The following is a 20,652-nucleotide window of genomic DNA, read 5'->3' as shown; positions in this document are numbered from 1 at the left end:
TTAATTAATAAATACCCATCTTAACGGGCATAAAAAAATGATTGGATACTATATAATTGCAGGAATCATCTTTTTGGTGAGTTGGTACGTAAGCCACAAACTGAAGAGCAAATTTGAAAAATACAGCAAAATCCATCTTCAAAATGGAATGAGCGGAAAAGAAATTGCCGAAAAAATGCTGGCAGACAATGGAATTACTGATGTTAAAGTAATTTCGGTTGAAGGAAAATTGACAGACCATTACGATCCTACAAAGAAAACCGTAAACTTGAGTGAGCCTGTTTATATGCAACGAAACGCTGCTGCGGCGGCAGTTGCAGCTCACGAATGTGGACACGCCGTGCAGCACGCAACTGCCTATTCTTGGTTAAAATTGCGCTCCACTATTGTGCCCGCCGTGAATGTTTCCAGTAAACTTTCCAATTTTATTATTATGGCAGGGCTTATCCTTTTTGCCACCGGCTCCTATTTTGGAACGTGGATTTTTGGTGTTGGAATCTTACTTTTTGCAGTTACCACGGCTTTTGCGTTTATTACGCTTCCAGTAGAGTTTGATGCGAGTAAAAGAGCGCTTGTCTGGTTAGAGACCAATAATATGGTTACACCACAAGAACACGCAGGCGCAAAGGATGCTTTAAAATGGGCAGCGAGAACTTATGTGGTTGCGGCAATTGGTTCCTTGGCAACCTTGCTTTATTTCATTTCCATTTTCTTGGGAAGAAGATAAAATGATTAACGTCCCGATAGCTATCGGGATAAGATTGACGATTGTCAATTTTTGAATTGAAAAATCCGCGAATTCGCGGGTTTTTTATTTCTCATATCTCAATACTAATATCTCAATACTCTTTAATGAACATTATCCGGGTTGTATCCCATATATTTTACTTCTTCTTCGTGGAAAATGATTCCGTTTTCTTCCAATTCTTTTAAAATTGGTTCGTAAACTTCTTTCGTTATCGGTAATTGAACGCCCGGGGTGGTTATTTCTTCATTTAAAATTTTTAGAGCTGCGATGGCTACGGGAAGCCCAACGGTTTTTGCCATTGCAGTATGCGTTTGGTCTTCACCAATCAACGCCATGTGGCTGTCTATCTGATATTGTTTGCCGTCAAGTTCATACCCAAATTTGTGGTACATAACAATCATATCCTTGTCCTTCGGGGCCAGGGTCCATTTGTCTTCCAAAATTTTCTGAAGCGCCATGGCGGGTGTTGCATCTTTAATCCCGATGACTTTGTTTTTATTGAAAAGATCCAATTCCTCCAGCTTATCCCACATTAAATCATCTTGCTCGATGCGAAGGGCGTGGCGCAGTTTCAACTCTACAGTATCTGAAGGAGAATAGGGAAGAAAGAGATTTACAAATTCGCGATAGCTCATAGTTTCTGAATCGGGGATAGTGTAGCCGTCATCCGTCATTCCCAATTGTACGAACATATTCCAGGCACGACTGAAGCCTACGCGGCGAATGGTGCCGCGGTACAAAGTAAGCACATTGTCAAGTCCATAAATGGATTGGTACTTCAATGAATTTCTATTGGCATAGACTTCAAATTTTCCATAACCTTCAATATTTATGAATTCCGTTCTTCGGAATAGACGGTGGTATGGAATGTATTTATATTTTCCTTCCTGTATAAATTCGGCAGCACCGCCTTGTCCGGCAACTACGACGTTTCTGGGATTCCACGTGAATTTGTAATTCCAAAGATTATTATCGCTTTCAGGGGCAATTAGCCCGCCTGTAAAAGATTCAAAAAGAATCATTTTTCCGCCTTTGGCGCGAATCCTATCAATTACCTGCATGGCGCTCATATGGTCAATGCCGGGATCCACGCCAATTTCATTCATAAAAACCAATCCCTTTGCTTGCGCTTTGTGATTTAGGGATTGCATTTGGTCACTAATGTAGGAAGCGGTAACCATATGTTTTCCGAATTCAATACAGTCTTTGGCAACTTCAACGTGGTAGCGCGCCGGAAGCATGGAAATTACCAAATCGCTGTTTTCCACTGCATTTTTTCGTTGCACATCATTGAAAACATCCAGCATAATGCCGCGGGCGTTCGGGTGCCCTGTAGTAAATTTTTGTGCGGCCTGTATGGAAATATCGCCAATGGTTATAAATAATTCTTCTTCTTCACTTTTGTCCAATAAATAGCGGATCAAGCTCGTTGCCGAGCGGCCAGCGCCAATGATTAGAATGTTTCGCATCGAGAGGTTTTTTGTAAATTTGAAAAGTATAAAACTGTTCACGAAAATACTAAATAATACCGCTCTGCCAATGAACAATTACGATAAAAAAATAGCTGTAACCGCATCTGTACTTGGCGCAGCTACCATTGCCATTGGTGCCTTTGGCGCTCACGGACTTAAAAAATTGGTTGATGCCGCGGCAATTTCAACTTTTGAAACGGGAGTGCGCTACCAGATGTACCATATTATAGTTTTGCTCTTTCTCAGCTTTTTGGGGAACCTTCCATCAGGCTTAAAAAGAAGTGTGTTCTGGTTATTTATATTCGGTATTCTGCTTTTTTCGGGATCCATATATTTGCTTTCCTTGAACAGTATTTTACCTTTTGATGCCACAAAAATAGGTTTCGTAACACCCATCGGCGGACTGTTATTTATCGTGGGATGGTTACGGCTAGGTTACGGAATCTTTACGTTAAAGTCCGTATAAATGCATCTTTAATTTAAAAAGTCCGTATAAGATTTCCTATTTTTGTAGCCTACAAATTAAAACCAAGTTATGGTCGATAAAACCCAAGCTACGAAAACGATTTCGCTTGATAAATACGGAATCAAGAATGCCAAAGTAAATTATCAACTTTCTTCAGAAGAACTTCACCAAGAAACACTTTCAAAAGGACAAGGAACAGAAGCAAACACAGGAGCTCTCGCCATTAACACGGGTGAGTTTACCGGACGCTCTCCAAAAGATAGATTTATAGTAAAGGATGATGTTACCCGTGACAAAGTGTGGTGGGGAAATATAAACATTCCATTTCCTACAGATATGTTTGATTCTTTATATGAAAAGGTGACAAATTATCTTTCTGAAAAAGAAATTTATGTGCGTGATAGTTACGCTTGCGCTGATGAAAATTACAGATTGAACATACGTGTAATTACGGAAATGCCGTGGAGCAATATGTTTGCCTATAACATGTTTCTTCGCCCCAACGAAGAGGAATTGAAGTCCTTTGATCCAGAATGGCTTGTAGTAAATGCCCCAGGATTTAAAGCAGATCCTGAAGTGGATGGCACACGCCAGCATAATTTCGCAATTTTAAATTTCACTAAAAAAATAGCACTAATCGGCGGTACTGGTTATACCGGGGAAATCAAAAAAGGAATTTTTTCGGCGTTAAATTTTATTTTACCCGTTTATAAGAATACGATGCCTATGCACTGTTCGGCAAACGTTGGCGAAGATGGCGAGACCGCAATCTTTTTCGGTCTTTCGGGAACCGGGAAAACTACGCTTTCCGCAGATCCGGAACGTAAACTTATAGGTGATGATGAGCACGGCTGGACAGCAGAAAATACCATATTTAATTTTGAAGGCGGTTGTTATGCTAAAGTTATCAATCTTACCGAAGAGCAGGAACCCGATATTTTTAACGCTATAAAACCGGGAGCCATTCTTGAAAATGTAGTGATGGATGAAAATGGCGAAGTTGATTTTACAGATACTTCCGTCACGCAGAATACTCGCGTAAGTTACCCAATCTACCACATTAAAAATATCCAAAAACCATCTATAGGTAAAAATCCAAAAAATATTTTCTTTCTTACCGCAGATGCTTTTGGCGTATTGCCTCCCATTTCAAAACTTACTCCGGGACAGGCTGCTTATCACTTTATAAGTGGCTACACTGCGAAAGTTGCGGGTACCGAAGATGGAATCAATGAACCCACCCCCAATTTTTCAGCGTGTTTTGGGGCGCCGTTTATGCCACTTCACCCCACCGAATATGCCGAAATGCTTAGTGATAAAATGAAGGCTTCCGGAGTGAATGTTTGGCTGGTAAATACTGGTTGGACGGGCGGTCCCTACGGCGTTGGTAATAGAATGAAATTGAAATTCACCCGTGCTATGATTGCTGCAGCGCTCAATGGCGAATTGCAAAACGTTGAGTTTGAAAAACACCCTATTTTCAATTTGATGATGCCAAAAACCTGCCCCAATGTCCCTTCGGAAATATTGAACCCAAAGGAAACATGGAAGAACAAAAAGGCTTATGATATTCAGGCGAAGGAATTGGCAAATTCATTCAAGGAAAATTTCGCCAAGTTTGAATCCTATGCAAATGATGAGATTTTGAGCGGTGCGCCTTTGGCTTAAATTATAGTTTTACGAATAAAAAAAGGCTTGCCAATTGGCAAGCCTTTTTTGTAACTAATAATTCAGTTCTATTTCTTATTATTGACTTCTTTAATATATTTTTCCAGAGCCATGGTCATGGAAGGCGTTTCGGGTGTGGGTGCCTGTATGTCCACACGCAGTCCCTTTTCGGTTGCGGCCTTTACGGTAGTGTTTCCAAAAACCGCGATACGCGTGTCCTTTTGGTCAAAATCCGGAAAATTTTCAAATAGGGATTCAATCCCGCTTGGGCTGAAAAACACAAGAATATCGTAATAAACATCACGTAAATCAGATAGATCACTAATCACCGTTCTGTAGAATGTTGCCTCTTTCCAATCAACTTTCAGTTCATTCAAAACCTCTGGAACCTCTGGTTTCAATTTATCTGAAGATGGAAGCAAAAACTTTTCGTTTTTATATTTTTTAATAAGTGGGGAAAGTTCGCTGAAGGTTCGCTTTCCAACGTAAATCTTTCGTTTTCTGTAAACTACATATTTTTGAAGATAGAAAGCCACCGCCTCGCTTAGGCAAAAATACTTCATACTATCCGGAACCTTAAAACGTAATTCTTCAGCAATTCTGAAATAATGATCCACGGAATTTCTACTGGTAAGTATTATTGCTGAATATTTTGAAAGATCAACTTTCTGGGCTCTCACATCCTTGCTGGAAACGCCCTCAACGTGTATGAAAGGGCGGAAATCTATTTTTACCTTTTGTTTTTCGATAAGATCGAAATAAGGAGAATTTTCAATTTTAGGTTCAGGTTGAGAGACCAAAATAGTTTTCACTTTCATACAATTTTGAATTTTTTTAAATACAATTCTCTATCAAACAAAGCTTTTATAGAGAATAATATAGGGTGAAATTTCAAGTGCGCAAAGATACAAAATAAAATAGAAGAAATTACCGAGGATCATGTTTCCGTAATTCTTATAACTGTAAAACAATGCAATAGCGTTAAACACTAACACAATTGCGATAAAAATGGATAGTCCTATAACCGTTTGTGGCAAAACGTACAGAAAAAATAAGTTGCCAATAAATAAAAAAATTGCCAAAAAATTCCGGTAGCTCAGTTTTTGATATAAATATTGGTTGATCAATGGGTCAATAGAGAACACGTTGCCAATTATTTTTTCAATTGAAAATTTGGCAAGTACAAATACGGTGTAGGCTGTGCAGATTTGTACGAATAACCAAGGATTTCCAGCGGTTTCTTCCGGTGCCACAGCTTTCAATACCAAATAAAAGAATAGTGAGACCGAAATCACTTGGCTTATAAAAAGTAAAATATTGAAGGGATGGTTTATTTCGTCATTTTTCCCGTGGACCAAAAAATATTTGTTGGTTATCAAAAGCATAACAAACTCATCAAATCTTCTGGGATAGAAATATTTGGCGGCCGCAAATAAAAATAGACAGGAAACGAGCATAAGCGTAGCCCAGTCCGTGGAATCTTGAAATCTTTCAACAAATTGCACCGCCAATTTTTTTGAGCAAAGGTAATTGAAAATAAATTTCACAGCCCTGTTGCCAATTGGATTTTACGGGTTACTATTTCTTTAAAAAAACGGTACATTTGCCCAAAATTTGCAGTATGCCCAATGCCGTGGTTGTAATACCCACTTACAATGAAGCTGATAACATAAAGCGCCTTCTGCGGACGGTATTTTCATTGCAGCGCGACTTTGAGGTTTTGGTAGTGGATGACAATTCGCCGGACGGCACCGGCCAAATAGTGGAAGAGCTCATGCTCACGTATCCGGATAGATTGCATCTTTTAAAAAGAAAGAAGAAAACAGGTCTTGGCACTGCCTATATAGCGGGATTTAAATGGGCATTGCACCGTGGATACAAATTCATTTTTGAAATGGATGCAGATTTTTCGCATAACCCCAATGATCTTATCCGTCTGTATAATGCATGTTATAAAGATGGTTTTGATATGGCTATCGGCAGCCGTTACGTACGCGGGGTAAATGTGGTCAATTGGCCTATGGATAGGGTTTTAATGTCTTGGGGCGCTTCAAAATATGTGCGCTTTATTACGGGAATGGATATTTATGACACCACTGCCGGATTTGTTTGCTATAAAAGAGAGGTGCTTGAAAAAATAAATCTGGACAACATCCGTTTTGTGGGCTATGCCTTTCAGATTGAAATGAAATTTAAGGCATTTCTGAAAAAATTTAAAATAAAAGAAATCCCAGTAATATTCACGGACCGCACAAAAGGGGAATCAAAAATGAGCTCCGGTATTATTTCCGAAGCCATTTTTGGCGTTATTAAAATGAAATTTAAAAGTGTGTTTGGAAGAAGAAAATTTGAAAAAACTTCATTCAACTAATTCCAATTGGAAAAAATAGAGTGGGTTCACGCCATAAACGAAGAAAAATAAGAATTGATTGATGAGAGCAGTTTTAATAAAAAACGCAAATATTGTAAATGAAGGTGAAATATTTAATGGCGACGTGCTCGTGCAGGATGGCCGCATCGCGGAAATTTCTGAAACCATAAGCGCAAAATCCTCAGACACAAAGGTTATCGATGCAGATGGAAGTTATCTCTTGCCCGGAATGATAGATGATCAAGTCCATTTTCGGGAACCGGGTTTAACGCACAAGGCCACCATTGAAACCGAATCAAAAGCTGCGGTGGCTGGCGGCATTACTTCATTCATTGAAATGCCGAATACCGTCCCACAGGCCACAACTATTGAGCTGCTTGAGGAAAAATTTGATATTGCTTCAAAAACCTCGTGGGCCAATTATTCATTTATGTTTGGTGGCACAAATGATAATCTGGATGAAATTTTAAAAGTAGATCCGCAAAAAGTGGCTGGTTTAAAGCTTTTTTTGGGCTCTTCCACAGGAAATATGTTGGTTGATAACCCGAAAATTTTGGAAGAAATTTTCAGTAAAACGAAATTGCTTATTTCTGCCCATTGCGAAGACGAGGCAACCATAAAAGCGAATCTTGAAAAATATAAAGAAAAATATGGTGAAAATATTCCGGTGGAACTCCATCCCAAGATAAGGAGTGAGGAGGCGTGCTATATTTCATCTTCAAATGCTATTAAATTAGCTGAAAAAACAGGGGCTCGCTTGCACGTATTTCATCTTTCCACCGAAAAGGAAACCCATCTTTTCAGCAATAAAAAACCGCTTTCGGAGAAAAAAATAACTGCTGAAGTCTGTATCCATCACCTTTGGTTTACCGAAGAAGATTACAAAACCAAGGGCACAAAAATTAAATGGAACCCCGCGGTTAAAACGCAAAAGGACAAGGATGGACTTTTAAAAGCGCTGCTCGATGACCGAATCGATGTTATTGCTACGGATCACGCGCCCCACACGCTCGAGGAAAAAAACAATAATTATTTGAATGCACCTTCCGGGGGTCCACTGGTCCAGCATGCGCTGGTCGCGTTACTTGAAATGTATCATAAAGGAAAGATTTCCTTGGAAAAAATTGTGGAAAAAACGGCACACAATCCCGCCATTTTATTCCAAATAAAGGAACGCGGTTTTATAAGAAAAGGTTATAAGGCAGATTTGGTTTTGGTGGATCTCAATTCTCCGTGGACGGTAAAAAAGGAAAATTTACTATACAAGTGTGGCTGGTCCCCATTTGAGGGAACCATTTTCAAATCACGCGTCACGCACACCTTGGTAAACGGCACGGTTGTCTATGAAAACTCAAAATTTCCGAATAAAAGCAATGCCGAAAGATTAACCTTCAATAGATAATGAAATTTTATATAGTCGCCATTTTCGTAATTTTTGTTTCGGCTTGCCAAGATGTAAAACGTCCTGAAAAGCCTGAAAATTTAATTCCAAAAGAGAAGATGGTGGATGTGATTTCTGAAGCCTATCTTGCCAATGCCGCCAGAAGTGTGGACAATAGAGAAATAGTGAGGAATGGGATAAAACTCGATTCTTTGGTGTATCAAAAATATGATATTGATAGTTTGCAATTTGCCCAAAGCAACGCGTATTACGCGGCAGACATGAATACATATCTTGAAATTTTCCGCGAAGTGCAAGCGCGTTTTGAGGGGATGGTGAAAAACCTGGACAGCCTTCAAAAAATTCAGCGCATTAAGGATAGCATCAATAATGTTTCACCGAAGGTTGAACCTACAGAACCCATAAAAGACAGTCTAATTTAATTTGAAATTTAGTTTTCCGAAGTATTTTCAGAATGGAATTTTGCAATTCTGTCCAAAGTCTCATCAATGTGTGTAAATTTAAAATCCAAATCTTTCTGTATGCGCGATGCGTCGTAAAATGATTTTTTGAACATGGATTTCACATTGTGGTTCTGCAATTTTTGACTCCATCCAAAAATCCGTGCAAAGAACCATTCCAGTGCGCTTAAGAAAAGCATAACATTGCTGGAAAGTTTTTTGGTTGGTGGTTTTTTATGAAAACGTTGCGCCAATTTTGAAATCAATTCTTTGTACAGAATATTATTGCCAACTAAAATATATTGTCTGTTCTCAATCGTAGAATTCATCAGCAAAATCATTGCTTTTGCGACGTCTTCCACATCTACAACGCCCATCCCTCCCGATGGATAATAAGGGATGCCGCTGGCTCCAATACTTACTATAAAACTGCTACCATCACCATTGGGGGCAGAACCCAAAATCAATCCAGGGTTTACAATCACAGTTTTTAAGCCTTCCTGTGCGCCGCGCCAAACTTCCATTTCAGCGCCAAACTTTGTAATCGCGTACACACTGTTATCATCTTCGGGATTCCATGCGGTTTCTTCAGTGATCAATTCATTATTCAATGCATTTCCGAAAACCGCTACCGAGCTTACATAACAAAATTTTTCAATTTTATTTGAAAGTGAAAGATTTATCACGTTTGCCGTTCCCTCAATATTTACCTTTTTGAGCAATTTGTAATTTTTCGCTTCAAAATTGATTAATGCCGCGCAATGGTAAACTTTTTCAATGCCCAAAAATGCTTTGGAAAGTGCTGGGATGTCAAGAATATCAGCTTCCACCCATTCAACTTTATTGAAATATGCTTCGGCGGAAGATGTATATGCTGAAAAAATACGCTTTACACCTTCCAGATTGCTATTCTTTCTATGAATTGCACGAACATGCTCTTCTTTCTTCAGAAGAAAATACAAAAGGTGCGAACCCACCAAACCTGTGCCGCCTGTTACTAAAACCATATGGCGAAATTAGGGAATGGAATTCAAATTAAAACGGAAACTGAATTCGAAATCAACAATTGGGGCAAAATGTAGCGTGCAACATTCATTTAAAACTGCTTCGCAATTTTAAACTGGGAGCATTGGCAGCCAATTCGTAATCCATATTTTATAATTCTGAATTGATAATCCTATCTTTGCCAAAAATCAAAAAAAATGAAGCTCAAAAATTTTGTTGAAGAACTGAAATGGCGCGGAATGGTGCATGATGTGATGCCAGAAACCGAATCGCACCTCATGGAAACCATGCGTTCTGCATACGTTGGTTTTGATCCTACGGCAGACTCGTTGCACATTGGTAATTTGGTGCCCATTATGCTTCTTTCTTTCTTTCAGCGTTGCGGACACAAACCTGTTGCCCTTGTTGGCGGTGCCACGGGGATGATTGGCGACCCTTCAGGGAAGAGCAATGAGCGCAATTTACTGGATGAAAAAACACTTCGGCATAATCAGGAATGCGTGAAAAATCAGCTTTCCCAGTTTTTGGATTTTTCTTCCGGTGCGCCCAACCAAGCACGATTGGTGAATAATTATGACTGGATGAAAGAATTTTCATTTCTTGATTTTATCCGCGACGTGGGCAAACACATTACGGTAAATTATATGATGGCGAAAGATTCGGTAAAGAGCAGATTGACGGGGGAAAGTGCGGACGGAATGTCTTTTACGGAATTTACCTATCAATTGGTGCAGGGGTATGATTTTCTTCATTTATATAAAAATCTGGATTGTACATTGCAAATGGGCGGTAGCGACCAATGGGGTAATATAACCACCGGGACCGAGCTCATCCGCAGGATTGGCAGTGGCAAAGGCTACGCACTTACCTGCCCGTTGATTACCAAAAGTGATGGAAGTAAATTTGGTAAAAGCGAGGGTGGCAACGTTTGGCTGGATGCAAATAGGACTTCACCTTACAAATTCTACCAATACTGGCTGAACAGCAGCGATGAAGATGCTGAAAAATATATTAAGATTTTCACATTTTTAGATAGAGCGACCATTGAAAATTTGGTAACTGAACACAAAGAAGCTCCGCATTTACGGGCACTTCAAAAGAAATTGGCTGAAGAAGTGACTACCACCGTCCACGGGAATGAAGAATTTGAAAAAGCGGTTCGGGCATCGACAATACTGTTTGGGAATTCAACATCAGATGATTTAAAAGCCTTAGATGAAAAGACATTTTTAGATGTTTTTGATGGTGTTCCGCAAGCGGAAATTTCAAAAGAAGAATTGAAATCTGGATTGAATGTTATTGGTGCACTGGCAGAAAAAACAGGATTTTTAAAATCGAATGGAGAAGCAAGGCGCGCACTGAAGGAAAATTCAATTTCGGTAAACAGGGAAAAGGTTTCTGAAGACTTCAAAATCACCGAATCTGATTTGATCAATAATACGTTTGTGCTATTACAGCGCGGGAAGAAAAATTATTTTATAATTAAATTTCAATAAAAAATCCCCGTGCAATACGTTGCCGGGGATTTCTCAATTAACTAACCAACCAAATTATGAAAAATTTTCATTTTTCACATTTTATTGGTCGGGTGCCAATCTTAAAACTTACAGGGCTTTCCACTTTTTTTGGAATTAAAAAACCATAAGATTGCATCCCCGAATATCGCTGGAATCAAAACGGCCAAGAATTTCAAAAGAGCCATCATCATAGGTTTTGCCCAAATCCTGAGTGGCAATAAAGGAGCAGGAATACAGGTTTGCAAGATCAATAACGTTTATTCCACCCGTTTTTCCGTTTACAAACTCCAGCGCATTTTCTGGGTCTCTGGTCAAGATTTTCATCCAGGGCGGGCACTCAAATATTCCATCGCCCACAGAGTAGGCTTGGGATAATAATTCCGTCATTCCATATTCGCTGTGGATTTTTTTTACACCAAAACCGCATATTAATACGTTATGTAATTCCTCTTTTATCATTTCCTTTCTACGGCCTTTCATTCCGCCGGTTTCCATTACTATAATATACTTCAGATTAAAATTTTCTTTCTCAATTAAATCCAATAATGCATAGGAAACACCAATTAAAAGCATCTTTTCGTTTTTGCTTTCAAGGAAATGCAACTTTTCTATTAATGCTTCATAATCGTTCAAATAAAATCCGCTGTGCTCATTCTTGCTGGATTTTATGAGATAATCTACCATATAAATCAATGAAGACCCTTCACGTTCCAGATAATTGGGCAACAAAGCGAGTATCGCAAATTTCGATGGATCACCATACTGATTTTTAAATGCTTTTGTAAAACTTTTGATATATAGGTCTGGCTTGGCGACCAAGTGTTTGCTTGTTATGCTTCCAGTTGTGCCACTACTGGTAAATATTGTTTCAGAAGGAAAGCCTCGTGCGATAATTTGGTGTGACTTGAAGAATTGGATGGGGAGAAAAGGTATTTTTTCAATTTGATTTACTTCAGAAAAATCCACTTTTAAAAAATCGCAAAAGTTTCTGTATACTTTTACATTTTCATACTGAAATTGAAAAACCCGCAAGGCCGCCCTTTCAAATTCTTCCGAAGAATTTATTTTAAAAATATCATTTTCCAGCATGATTTTCTATTTCAGAATGGCTCCAAAATTAATCAAAATAAAAAAGCCCCTGCGCTAACAGAGGCTTTTAAATATAGGTTTAAAAGAATTACTTAACTATCAATTTTTGTGTAGTTGTAGTTTTTCCTTGAGCGATTTTTACAATGTAGATACCGCTGTTAAGTTTTGAAACATCAAGTCTATCACCGTTGATTGTAGTGTTGATTACTTCTTTTCCAAGAACATCGTACACGGCAACCGCTTTTGCTCCGCTAACTTTTGAAACAATGTTCACAAAACCATTTGTAGATGGATTTGGGTAGATAGCGAATTGATTGCTTGATTGACCATTTACGCCCAATATACCGCCAAATACAATATTGTCTAGGAAGAAAGTCTCTGCGCTAGCGTTTGTTCTAGCTTCCACAACCAATTGAACGTTTGTGTTCGTTGTAAGATCAGCAGTTCCAGACAACCACTCCACTTGGTATTCACCAGATGCAGTATCAAAAGGAACGAAATCATCAAGATCACTTCCAGTAGAGTTGAAAATATCAATCTCAGTATTGTTTGTTAGGTCTCTTACATAAATACGCAATCTATCAAATCCAGATTCGTTTAGCGTACCATCACCTTCGTAGTTTCCGTTTGCTGGATTGTTAGTGTTGATAGACATTAAATAATCTAAAGAAATGGTAGGATTAGCCACGCCAGAAAGATCAACAATATCAAATTCAAGGATGTAATTGCCATCCACATCGCTTATTTGGTATCCTTGTTCACCATCTGTAAACATAACATCAGCAGAAGGTGTAAAGTTTGTAACACCCACAAAATCACCATCAGTAAGACCTACATCTGGAGTATCATAAGGCGTGTAAGAAGCGCTGAAGCCTAATTCGCCACCAATAGAAACAAAGTTAACCAATGGTTGATCTGTATTATTCACTAAATCATGTGCAACGTTTGCATCTCCAGTATCGGTATATTGACCGGAAAATACTGCAGGCTCCTCAAAGCTTGTACCTGCAACTTGGGCAAATGAAGCAGCGCTCAATAAAAGAGCCGCTAAAAAAGTAATTTTTTTCATTGTAAAATTTGTTTTTAATTTTAGGGTGCAAATATATATAAATGTTTTACTTCAAAAAGGTTAAAATAACCTTTGTTTACATGGTTTAACCGAAAAGTAACATTGAAAAAATATGAGCCTATTATTTATGTTACCAAAAGGTTATCACAGGATTAACAATAAGTAAGCCAAAACTTTGCTGCGGTTTTTTAATAGTATCTTTGAAGCCCAGAACAAATAAGCATTCACAAATGAAAAAAAAGGATATTACTATACTTTTGGTTGATGATGAACCGGATATTTTGGAGATAATTAAATACAATTTATCTTCGGAAGGTTATAATGTAGTAACCGCAGAAAATGGAGCAGAGGGGATTGCACAGGCTAAAAAATACAGACCGCAATTAATCGTGCCGGATGTTATGATGCCAAAGATGGATGGAATTGAAGCTTGCGAAAAAATGCGGAAAATCCCTGAACTATCTGAAACCGTTATTACATTTTTAACGGCGCGCGGCGAGGACTACTCGCAGATGGCAGGTTTTGAAGCGGGCGCGGATGATTATATCACAAAACCCATCAAGCCGAAAATCCTTCTAAGTAAAGTGAAGGCTTTGTTGCGAAGATTCAAGGAAACCGATGAGGATGATAAAATAAAACTCGGTAATTTGGTCATTAACCGGGAAGAATATAAAATAATGCTCGGCAAGGAAGAAATGATTTTGCCACGAAAGGAGTTCGAACTTTTGGCACTGTTGGCTTCAAAACCGGGAAAAGTTTTTAAAAGGGAAGATATTCTGGATACCATTTGGGGGAATGAAGTGATTGTGGGAGGCCGCACTATTGATGTCCATATTCGTAAATTGCGCGAGAAAATAGGTGATGATAAATTTAAAACCGTTAAAGGAGTAGGATATAAGTTTGTAGTTTAATGGCAGAAAAATTCAATCCCAAATACAGTTTTGCCGCTATTTCCTCACTTTATGTTGCCCTAATTTTAACGGTCGCCGTTGGCGCTTTTCTTCTCAGTTTTTCTGATGCCAGTATCTGGTGGATTCTTCTGTTTGCCGTTGTCGCATTCTTCATATCATTCTTCATAATTCAATTCAGAATTGAAAAATTCATCTTCCGGAGGGTAAAGAAAATCTACGATGATGTCCGTCTTTTGGATGAAACTAGTCTTGCCCAAGCGCCCATAACTACTGATATGAAAGTGCTTACCCGTGAAGTGGAGAAATTCGCAAGGGATAAAAAACTGGAAATTGAAGCATTAAAAATTCGCGAGAATTACAGAAAGGAATATTTGGGGAATATTTCGCACGAGCTAAAAACCCCGCTCTTCACGGTGCAAGGGTATATTCTTACCCTCTTGGACGGCGCAATGAAAGATAAATCCGTTCGGAAAAAATATCTCAAAAATGCAAGTAAAGGCGTGGAAAGGCTTATCTATATTGTGAAAGATCTGGATATGATAAGTAAACTTGAAGTTGGCGATTTAAATCTTAATTATGAGGAATTCGACATCGTAAAATTGGTAAAAGGTGTTTTTGAATTGCTAGAGATGAAGGCCGCCAAAAAGAATATTGTCCTCACTTTTGATAAAGATTATCCTGAAAAAATCCTGGCCTATGGCGACCGTGAAAAAATTCAGCAAGTAGTTACAAACCTGATTGTCAATTCAATAAAATACGGTAAAGAGAACGGAACCACAGAGGTAAGTATTGAAAGTTTCATAAAAAATAAACTCATGGTTCGTGTAACCGACAATGGCGAAGGGATTGAAAAACAGAATATGCACCGCGTTTTTGAACGCTTTTTTCGTGTGGATAAAAGTGGGTCCCGCAAAGAGGGCGGCAGCGGCTTGGGTCTTTCCATTGTAAAACATATCCTGGAAGCTCATAAGGAAAAAATCTACGTGGAGAGCCAATTCGGGATAGGCTCAGAGTTTTCCTTTACTTTGGAAAAAGCCAAATAATTCTTCAAAATTGGTTTCGGATTTAACGGATTGCAACCCTTTATACAGCGTTGTGGAATTCAATTTTTCTTCTGAAAATGTATGCTGTTTACAACTTGGCGCAATGCCAAGATTCTTTAATCGTTTGGCCAAATATTCCTGTTCATATTGTCCCGGTGTGGGTATAAAAAATGCCTTTTTTCCTAGTGCGGCAAGGTCCATAATAGTGGTATAACCTGAACGTGATACAACAATTTCACTTTCATTAATGGCCTTTTCCAGTTCTTTGCTCTGCATAAAATTGACGATTTCAATATTGGAATTTTCAGTCCACTTTTGTTCCTTTTCCACAATTCCCTGAACAATTAGAATTTTTTTTCGGCTATTTTTGAATTCCTCCAATAATTTTTCCTCAAGCAAGGTACGCTGCGGTTCCGGTCCGGACAAAACGGCAAGAATGTCATATTTTTTGGGAAGTTTCTCCTTTTCCATTCGGCTTAAAATGCCAATGTAGGTTACGGGAAAATCAGGTTTTTTAAGATGTCCCAAATCCCCGCTTAAATTCAACACCCTATCTTTAACATCGGGCACCCAGCATGCATCAAATTTTTTTATGATTTTTTGGTGCATCTTACTTGTAAAATAGGTAGTGTTTCCGGTCAAAACATTGAGCTGGTGCGTGATAAAAACTGACGGAATTGCTTTGTGGCGAACACCAAAGCGGTTATCGCTTACTATCCCATCAATTTTGTTCGCGGCCACTAATTTTTTTATAATTTTCTTTTCTTCGGCCATTGTTTTTTGAATGGCAGGAAGCTTCAGAAAAATTTTCATTTTGAAGAACTCTCCTTTCTTTGGGTACTTAATATTATAGGAAGGAAGTTCCAAGGATTGCAGCTGCGGAAATTCCTTTTGAAGCAGTAAAAGCGCAGCGCCATCTGAAGCCAAAATAACATCGAAATCATTTTTCAGCAATTCTCGAATTATGGGAATGCAACGTGTGGCGTGGCCCAGGCCCCAGTGCAGCGGCGCAACCAGAATGGTCTTGTTTTTCGGCATAAAACAAAGGTAGCTATAATTGCGACGCTGTTATATTTCCGTAATTTTACCAAAAATTTAAAATTTTGGGAAGTAAGAACAAACTTAAAAGATTCAAGGAAAACGAGACATTTGGAAACGTAGTGCAGCCTTCACGAGAGCAAGTAATCGCGGATTCGTTGAATTTAAAGGGAAATTGGAAGAAAAATTTCTTCAAAAATGACAACCCGCTTGTGTTGGAACTTGGTTGTGGAAAGGGCGAATATTCCGTGAATCTCGCTAAATCCTTTTCAGATAAAAATTTCTTGGGGATTGATATTAAAGGAGCCAGATTTTGGCGCGGAGCAAAAACTGCATTGGAAGAAGGTTACAGTAATGTTGGTTTTTTAAGGACTCAAATTGAATTGATCGATCATATTTTTGCCGAAAATGAAGTTGACGAAATCTGGATTACTTTTCCAGATCCGCAGATAAAATACAAGCGCACCAAACACCGATTGACAAATCCCGAATTCCTTCAGAAATACAAAAAAATCCTGAAACCAAGTGGGGTTGTCCACTTAAAGACCGATAGCGAGTTTATGCACGGTTATACCTTGGGTTTATTGCAGGGAATGGGGCAAAACATTGAATACGCGCACCACGATGTTTATGGAAACAGCTATTCTCCTTCGGCCGTAACCAATATTCAGACATTTTACGAGAAACAATATTTGGAAATCGGTAAAAAGATAACGTACATCCGCTTTGGTTTCCGTTAAGTTTTAATTTCTTATATTCACGGGCATAACAACCAAAAAATGACCATTTTCAGCAACTTCCTTATTGGTTTTGTGGGCGCTATTATTGGAGTAATTCCACCAGGTTTGCTCAATATGTACGCTGCCAAGATAAGTATGAAGGAAGGACGCAAAAAAGCCTTTCTTTTTTCTGCGGGGGTTTGCACAACGGTTTTGGTACAGACGTATGTTGCGCTTCTTTTTGCTCGGTATATTGAAATGCACCCAGAGGTGGTGAATGTTCTTCAAAAAGTAGCACTGGGTATTTTTATAAGTCTTACTATTTATTTTTTCTTTATTGCGAAGGATACCCGCCGCGAAGTCCGGGAAAATTCCGTGCACTCAAAGACCAATCGCTTTTTTTCGGGAATGTTTCTTGCTATTTTGAATTTATTGCCCTTGCCTTATTGGGTATATGTAAGCATCACATTTTCAGCCTTTCATTGGTTTTCGTTTACGCAGCCCGCACTTTTGGTTGCGGTAATTGCATCAGGTTTGGGTACGTTTGCGATGCTTGCCATTTACGTCCAATTTTTTAGGCCGAAGGAGCATCAGCGTAAATTCAAAATGAACTTTAATTATCTCTTGGGAATTATCACCGCCATAATTTCAATCATTACTTTTCTGAAAATTTTAAACGAAATTTAAAAATGTCCATCGAAGGATTTTTTGAAAGAGTTTATGAAGTTGCCGTGCAGATTCCCTTCGGCAGGGTAACCAGCTATGGTGCCATTGCAATCTATTTGGGTGCGTCCGGTAGTGCCAGGATGGTTGGCTGGGCTATGAATTCCAGCGGAAAACTTCCAGATGTTCCTGCGCACAGAGTTGTAAATAGAAATGGTTTGCTTACTGGAAAACACCATTTCCAGGGAACTAATTTGATGCAACAGCTGCTTGAAAGTGAAGGTGTAGAAATTAAGGATAATAAAGTTCAGGATTTTAAAAACATTTTTTGGGACCCAAATATTGAATTATGAAGGAGAGAAATGTTGGAAAAAATTATTTCCTAATTTTTTTAAAATTTACATAAAATAGTAATTTTCTTCGAATAGATAGTACTGGCTCTCACAGACTACTGCCAACTTATTTTAGTATATTTGCACTTTAGAATCAATCTAAATATTTCAGTAAAATAATGAACATTTCAAAACAGAATATCCTCAGTGCCCTTGAAAATATAACAGTTTCTGGCGAAGGGAAAAATATGGTTGAAAGTGGTGCGGTTCATAATGTTGTAACCTTTGCGGATGAGGTAATTGTGGATGTGAAATTGTCCACACCCGCACTTCATATAAAAAAAAGGACCGAAGCCGATATCATTAAAACCATTCATGAAAATGTGGATCCAAACGCAAAAGTTCAAGTCAATATAAAAGTTGAGGCTCCCACAAAACCGCAAAATCCAAATCTTATAAAAGGCAAGCCCATTCCGGGAATACAGAATATTGTAGCCGTAGCATCTGGCAAGGGCGGTGTTGGTAAGTCTACTGTAACTGCAAATCTTGCCATTACGCTTTCAAAAATGGGTTTTAAGGTTGGTATTTTGGATGCAGATATTTATGGGCCATCAATCCCCATTATGTTTGATGTTGCGATGGAAAAGCCACTATCTGTTAATGTGGGCGGAAAAAGTAAAATGAGACCCATTGAAAATTATGGAATCAAAATTCTATCCATTGGGTTTTTCACACAGCCCAATCAAGCTGTTATCTGGCGTGGGCCTATGGCCGCTAAAGCCCTCAATCAATTGATTTTTGACGCGGCTTGGGGCGAACTGGACTTTATGTTGATTGACCTACCTCCGGGAACGGGCGATATTCATTTAAGCATCATGCAATCCCTTCCTATAACTGGAGCTGTGGTTGTAAGTACTCCCCAGAATGTGGCTTTGGCAGATGCCAGAAAGGGAGTTGCTATGTTTCAGCAGGAAAATATTGATGTTCCTGTTTTGGGAATTATAGAAAACATGGCCTATTTTACCCCAGCAGAACTGCCGGAAAATAAGTATTACATATTCGGAAAGGAAGGCGCAAAAAATCTGTCAGAAGACTTGAACGTACCTTATCTGGGCGAAATACCTTTGGTTCAAAGTATCCGTGAAGCTGGTGATGTGGGCAGACCCGCGGCTTTACAAACAGCTACTAAAACGGAAGAAGCTTTTGAGGCGATAACCAAAAATGTTGTGCAGCAAACGGTGTTGCGCAATGAAAATTTGCCTCCTACCGAAGCAATTAAAATCACTACAATGGCCGGTTGCAGCGCCGTAAAAAAATAATATGACAGCACACGAATTAAAGACAAAAGTAGAGGAAGCACTAGCTGAAATCCGTCCTTTCTTACAAGGTGATGGGGGTGATATTTCATTGGTCTCCATTGAAGAAGGTAAAGTGGTGAATGTTCAATTGCAGGGTGCCTGTGTGGGGTGTTCCGTTAACCAAATGACCCTAAAAAGTGGCGTGGAAATGACCATAAAAAAATACGCACCGCAAATTGAAAAGGTTGTAAGTGTTACTGCATAAGCCAAACTATTTTTTTAAAAATTCTCTTGTCCCAAATTTATTACTAACAGAAATTTAAGAGTTAATCTTTCATGATAAAAACAGATATTCTCATAATTGGTGCGGGCCCTACAGGTCTTTTTACCGTTTTTGAGGCAGGATTGTTAAAATTAAAATGTCATTTAATCGATGCGCTTCCACAACCTGGCGGCCAATGCGCCGAGATATATCCCAAAAAACCAATTTATGATATTCCAGCTTTTCCCGAAGTACTTGCGGGAGATTTGGTGAATAATTTAATGAAACAGATTGAGCCATTCCAGCCCGGTTTTACCTTGGGCGAAAGGGCAGAGACCATCGAGAAACTTGAAGATGGATCCTTTATCGTAACCACAGATAGGGGAACAAAACACCACGCTCCGGTTATAGCAATTGCCGGCGGGCTGGGAAGTTTTGAACCCAGAAAACCTCCCATCACCAATATTTCAGATTATGAAGATAATGGTGTGGAATACATTATTCGCGATCCCGAAATGTATCGAGGAAAAAACGTGATTATTTCTGGAGGGGGCGATTCTGCACTGGATTGGAGTATTTTTTTAACAGATATAGCCGAAAGCGTGACACTCATTCACAGAAGAAATGAATTCCGTGGTGCGCTAGATAGCGTTGAAAAAGTGCAGGAACTAAAAAATTTAGGTAAAATTGAAATGATTACCCCGGCAGAAGTCATCGGTTTGGTAGGCAGAAATCATTTGGAAGAAGTTGTAATAAAACAGGGTGCTGAGGTTTTTAACAGAGAGTGCGATCACTTTATTCCGCTATTTGGATTGGCACCAAAACTCGGACCCATTGCTGATTGGGGATTGGAAATTGAAAAAAATGCCATTAAAGTTGATAATACATTGGATTATCAAACAAACATTCCGGGAATTTACGCCATTGGTGATGTTAATACGTATCCCGGAAAATTGAAATTGATACTCTGCGGTTTTCACGAAGCAACGTTAATGTGCCAAAGTGCCTTCCAGAGAATTTTCCCCGAGAAGCGTTATGTTATGAAATATACCACCGTTGGTGGCGTGGAAGGTTTCGACGGAAGCAAAAAGGAAGCTCCCAAAGCGGTTGTAAAATCAATTGACTAGCGATTTTTTTCG

At 38.9% G+C, this 20,652-nt stretch carries 22 protein-coding genes; 15 read left to right on the top strand and 7 right to left on the bottom strand.

Annotated elements, in window-relative coordinates:
• Positions 1-37: 37 nt before the first annotated feature.
• Complete coding sequence (locus KIV10_RS01630) at positions 38-727, top strand: zinc metallopeptidase (protein WP_214111740.1); 690 nt, start codon at positions 38-40, stop codon at positions 725-727.
• A 122-nt stretch (positions 728-849) separates the two neighbouring features.
• Here KIV10_RS01630 and KIV10_RS01625 read toward each other — a convergent pair whose 3' ends face one another.
• Positions 850-2,217, bottom strand: coding sequence for a saccharopine dehydrogenase family protein (locus KIV10_RS01625; RefSeq protein ID WP_214111739.1), 1,368 nt, complete (start codon positions 2,215-2,217; stop codon positions 850-852).
• Positions 2,218-2,287: 70 nt separating this feature from the next.
• Here KIV10_RS01625 and KIV10_RS01620 point away from each other — a divergent pair, with 70 nt between their 5' ends.
• Both KIV10_RS01620 and pckA read left to right on the top strand, forming a co-directional pair.
• Positions 2,288-2,686, top strand: a complete 399-nt coding sequence (locus KIV10_RS01620) for a DUF423 domain-containing protein (RefSeq protein WP_214111738.1) — start codon at positions 2,288-2,290, stop codon at positions 2,684-2,686.
• 69 nt (positions 2,687-2,755) lie between these two features.
• On the top strand, positions 2,756-4,354 hold the full coding sequence (pckA, locus tag KIV10_RS01615) for a phosphoenolpyruvate carboxykinase (ATP) (protein WP_214111737.1): 1,599 nt from the start codon (positions 2,756-2,758) through the stop codon (positions 4,352-4,354).
• A 68-nt stretch (positions 4,355-4,422) separates the two neighbouring features.
• Here pckA and KIV10_RS01610 read toward each other — a convergent pair whose 3' ends face one another.
• Positions 4,423-5,172: a uroporphyrinogen-III synthase gene (locus KIV10_RS01610; protein ID WP_214111736.1), complete on the bottom strand. Its 750-nt coding sequence runs from the start codon at positions 5,170-5,172 to the stop codon at positions 4,423-4,425.
• A 33-nt stretch (positions 5,173-5,205) separates the two neighbouring features.
• Positions 5,206-5,901 (bottom strand): DUF4271 domain-containing protein, encoded by a 696-nt coding sequence (locus KIV10_RS01605; protein WP_214111735.1) that lies wholly within the window; start codon positions 5,899-5,901, stop codon positions 5,206-5,208.
• 74 nt (positions 5,902-5,975) lie between these two features.
• On the opposite strand from KIV10_RS01605, the gene KIV10_RS01600 reads away from it, so the two are divergent.
• From KIV10_RS01600 to KIV10_RS01590, 3 genes are all read left to right on the top strand, one after another.
• Positions 5,976-6,725, top strand: coding sequence for a polyprenol monophosphomannose synthase (locus KIV10_RS01600; protein WP_214112135.1), 750 nt, complete (start codon positions 5,976-5,978; stop codon positions 6,723-6,725).
• Between the two features lie 61 nt (positions 6,726-6,786).
• Positions 6,787-8,127 carry a dihydroorotase gene (locus KIV10_RS01595; protein WP_214111734.1) on the top strand — a complete coding sequence of 447 codons (1,341 nt, stop codon included), beginning with the start codon at positions 6,787-6,789 and terminating at the stop codon, positions 8,125-8,127.
• On the top strand, positions 8,127-8,549 hold the full coding sequence (locus KIV10_RS01590) for a DUF4296 domain-containing protein (RefSeq protein WP_214111733.1): 423 nt from the start codon (positions 8,127-8,129) through the stop codon (positions 8,547-8,549). Before KIV10_RS01595 ends, KIV10_RS01590 begins: the two co-directional genes overlap by 1 nt.
• 8 nt (positions 8,550-8,557) lie before the next feature.
• Here the strand turns inward: KIV10_RS01590 and KIV10_RS01585 are convergent, their stop codons facing one another.
• Positions 8,558-9,574 (bottom strand): NAD-dependent epimerase/dehydratase family protein, encoded by a 1,017-nt coding sequence (locus KIV10_RS01585; protein ID WP_214111732.1) that lies wholly within the window; start codon positions 9,572-9,574, stop codon positions 8,558-8,560.
• Positions 9,575-9,769: 195 nt separating this feature from the next.
• Here KIV10_RS01585 and tyrS point away from each other — a divergent pair, with 195 nt between their 5' ends.
• Positions 9,770-11,068 (top strand): tyrosine--tRNA ligase, encoded by a 1,299-nt coding sequence (tyrS, locus tag KIV10_RS01580; protein ID WP_214111731.1) that lies wholly within the window; start codon positions 9,770-9,772, stop codon positions 11,066-11,068.
• A 135-nt stretch (positions 11,069-11,203) separates the two neighbouring features.
• Here the strand turns inward: tyrS and KIV10_RS01575 are convergent, their stop codons facing one another.
• Together KIV10_RS01575 and KIV10_RS01570 are read right to left on the bottom strand one after the other, a co-directional pair.
• Positions 11,204-12,178 (bottom strand): LuxE/PaaK family acyltransferase, encoded by a 975-nt coding sequence (locus tag KIV10_RS01575; RefSeq protein WP_214111730.1) that lies wholly within the window; start codon positions 12,176-12,178, stop codon positions 11,204-11,206.
• 88 nt (positions 12,179-12,266) lie between these two features.
• Complete coding sequence (locus KIV10_RS01570) at positions 12,267-13,214, bottom strand: T9SS type A sorting domain-containing protein (RefSeq protein ID WP_214111729.1); 948 nt, start codon at positions 13,212-13,214, stop codon at positions 12,267-12,269.
• 263 nt (positions 13,215-13,477) lie between these two features.
• Between KIV10_RS01570 and KIV10_RS01565 the strand changes: the two genes are divergently transcribed.
• The gene (locus KIV10_RS01565) at positions 13,478-14,158 is read left to right on the top strand and encodes a response regulator (RefSeq protein ID WP_214111728.1); all 681 of its coding nucleotides are present in this window, start codon (positions 13,478-13,480) and stop codon (positions 14,156-14,158) included.
• A complete protein-coding gene (locus KIV10_RS01560) occupies positions 14,158-15,201 on the top strand; it encodes a sensor histidine kinase (protein WP_214111727.1) in 1,044 nt (347 codons plus the stop codon). Before KIV10_RS01565 ends, KIV10_RS01560 begins: the two co-directional genes overlap by 1 nt.
• On the opposite strand, the gene KIV10_RS01555 is transcribed toward KIV10_RS01560, so the two are convergent.
• On the bottom strand, positions 15,166-16,239 hold the full coding sequence (locus KIV10_RS01555; RefSeq protein ID WP_214111726.1) for a glycosyltransferase: 1,074 nt from the start codon (positions 16,237-16,239) through the stop codon (positions 15,166-15,168). The two genes, KIV10_RS01560 and KIV10_RS01555, sit on opposite strands and share 36 nt — an antisense overlap.
• 65 nt (positions 16,240-16,304) lie before the next feature.
• Here KIV10_RS01555 and trmB point away from each other — a divergent pair, with 65 nt between their 5' ends.
• The 6 genes from trmB to KIV10_RS01525 all read left to right on the top strand — a co-directional run bounded on the left by trmB (position 16,305) and on the right by KIV10_RS01525 (position 20,640).
• Positions 16,305-16,979: a tRNA (guanosine(46)-N7)-methyltransferase TrmB gene (trmB, locus tag KIV10_RS01550; RefSeq protein WP_214111725.1), complete on the top strand. Its 675-nt coding sequence runs from the start codon at positions 16,305-16,307 to the stop codon at positions 16,977-16,979.
• Between the two features lie 39 nt (positions 16,980-17,018).
• Positions 17,019-17,645, top strand: coding sequence for a LysE family translocator (locus KIV10_RS01545; RefSeq protein WP_214111724.1), 627 nt, complete (start codon positions 17,019-17,021; stop codon positions 17,643-17,645).
• Positions 17,646-17,647: 2 nt separating this feature from the next.
• Entirely contained in the window at positions 17,648-17,974 is a 327-nt protein-coding gene (locus KIV10_RS01540; protein WP_214111723.1) for an MGMT family protein, read from the top strand.
• A gap of 158 nt (positions 17,975-18,132) precedes the next feature.
• Positions 18,133-19,272, top strand: a complete 1,140-nt coding sequence (locus tag KIV10_RS01535; RefSeq protein WP_214111722.1) for an Mrp/NBP35 family ATP-binding protein — start codon at positions 18,133-18,135, stop codon at positions 19,270-19,272.
• A 1-nt stretch (position 19,273) separates the two neighbouring features.
• Entirely contained in the window at positions 19,274-19,516 is a 243-nt protein-coding gene (locus tag KIV10_RS01530) for a NifU family protein (RefSeq protein WP_214111721.1), read from the top strand.
• Between the two features lie 71 nt (positions 19,517-19,587).
• Positions 19,588-20,640 (top strand): NAD(P)/FAD-dependent oxidoreductase, encoded by a 1,053-nt coding sequence (locus KIV10_RS01525; RefSeq protein WP_214111720.1) that lies wholly within the window; start codon positions 19,588-19,590, stop codon positions 20,638-20,640.
• Positions 20,641-20,652 lie beyond the last annotated feature (12 nt).

It is taken from the genome of Aequorivita echinoideorum, from assembly GCF_018476645.1.
In the GTDB taxonomy this organism is placed as follows: Bacteria; Bacteroidota; Bacteroidia; order Flavobacteriales; family Flavobacteriaceae; genus Aequorivita; species Aequorivita echinoideorum.
Note: the sequence above shows the minus strand (reverse complement) of the source record. Positions and strands in the feature narration are given on the sequence as shown.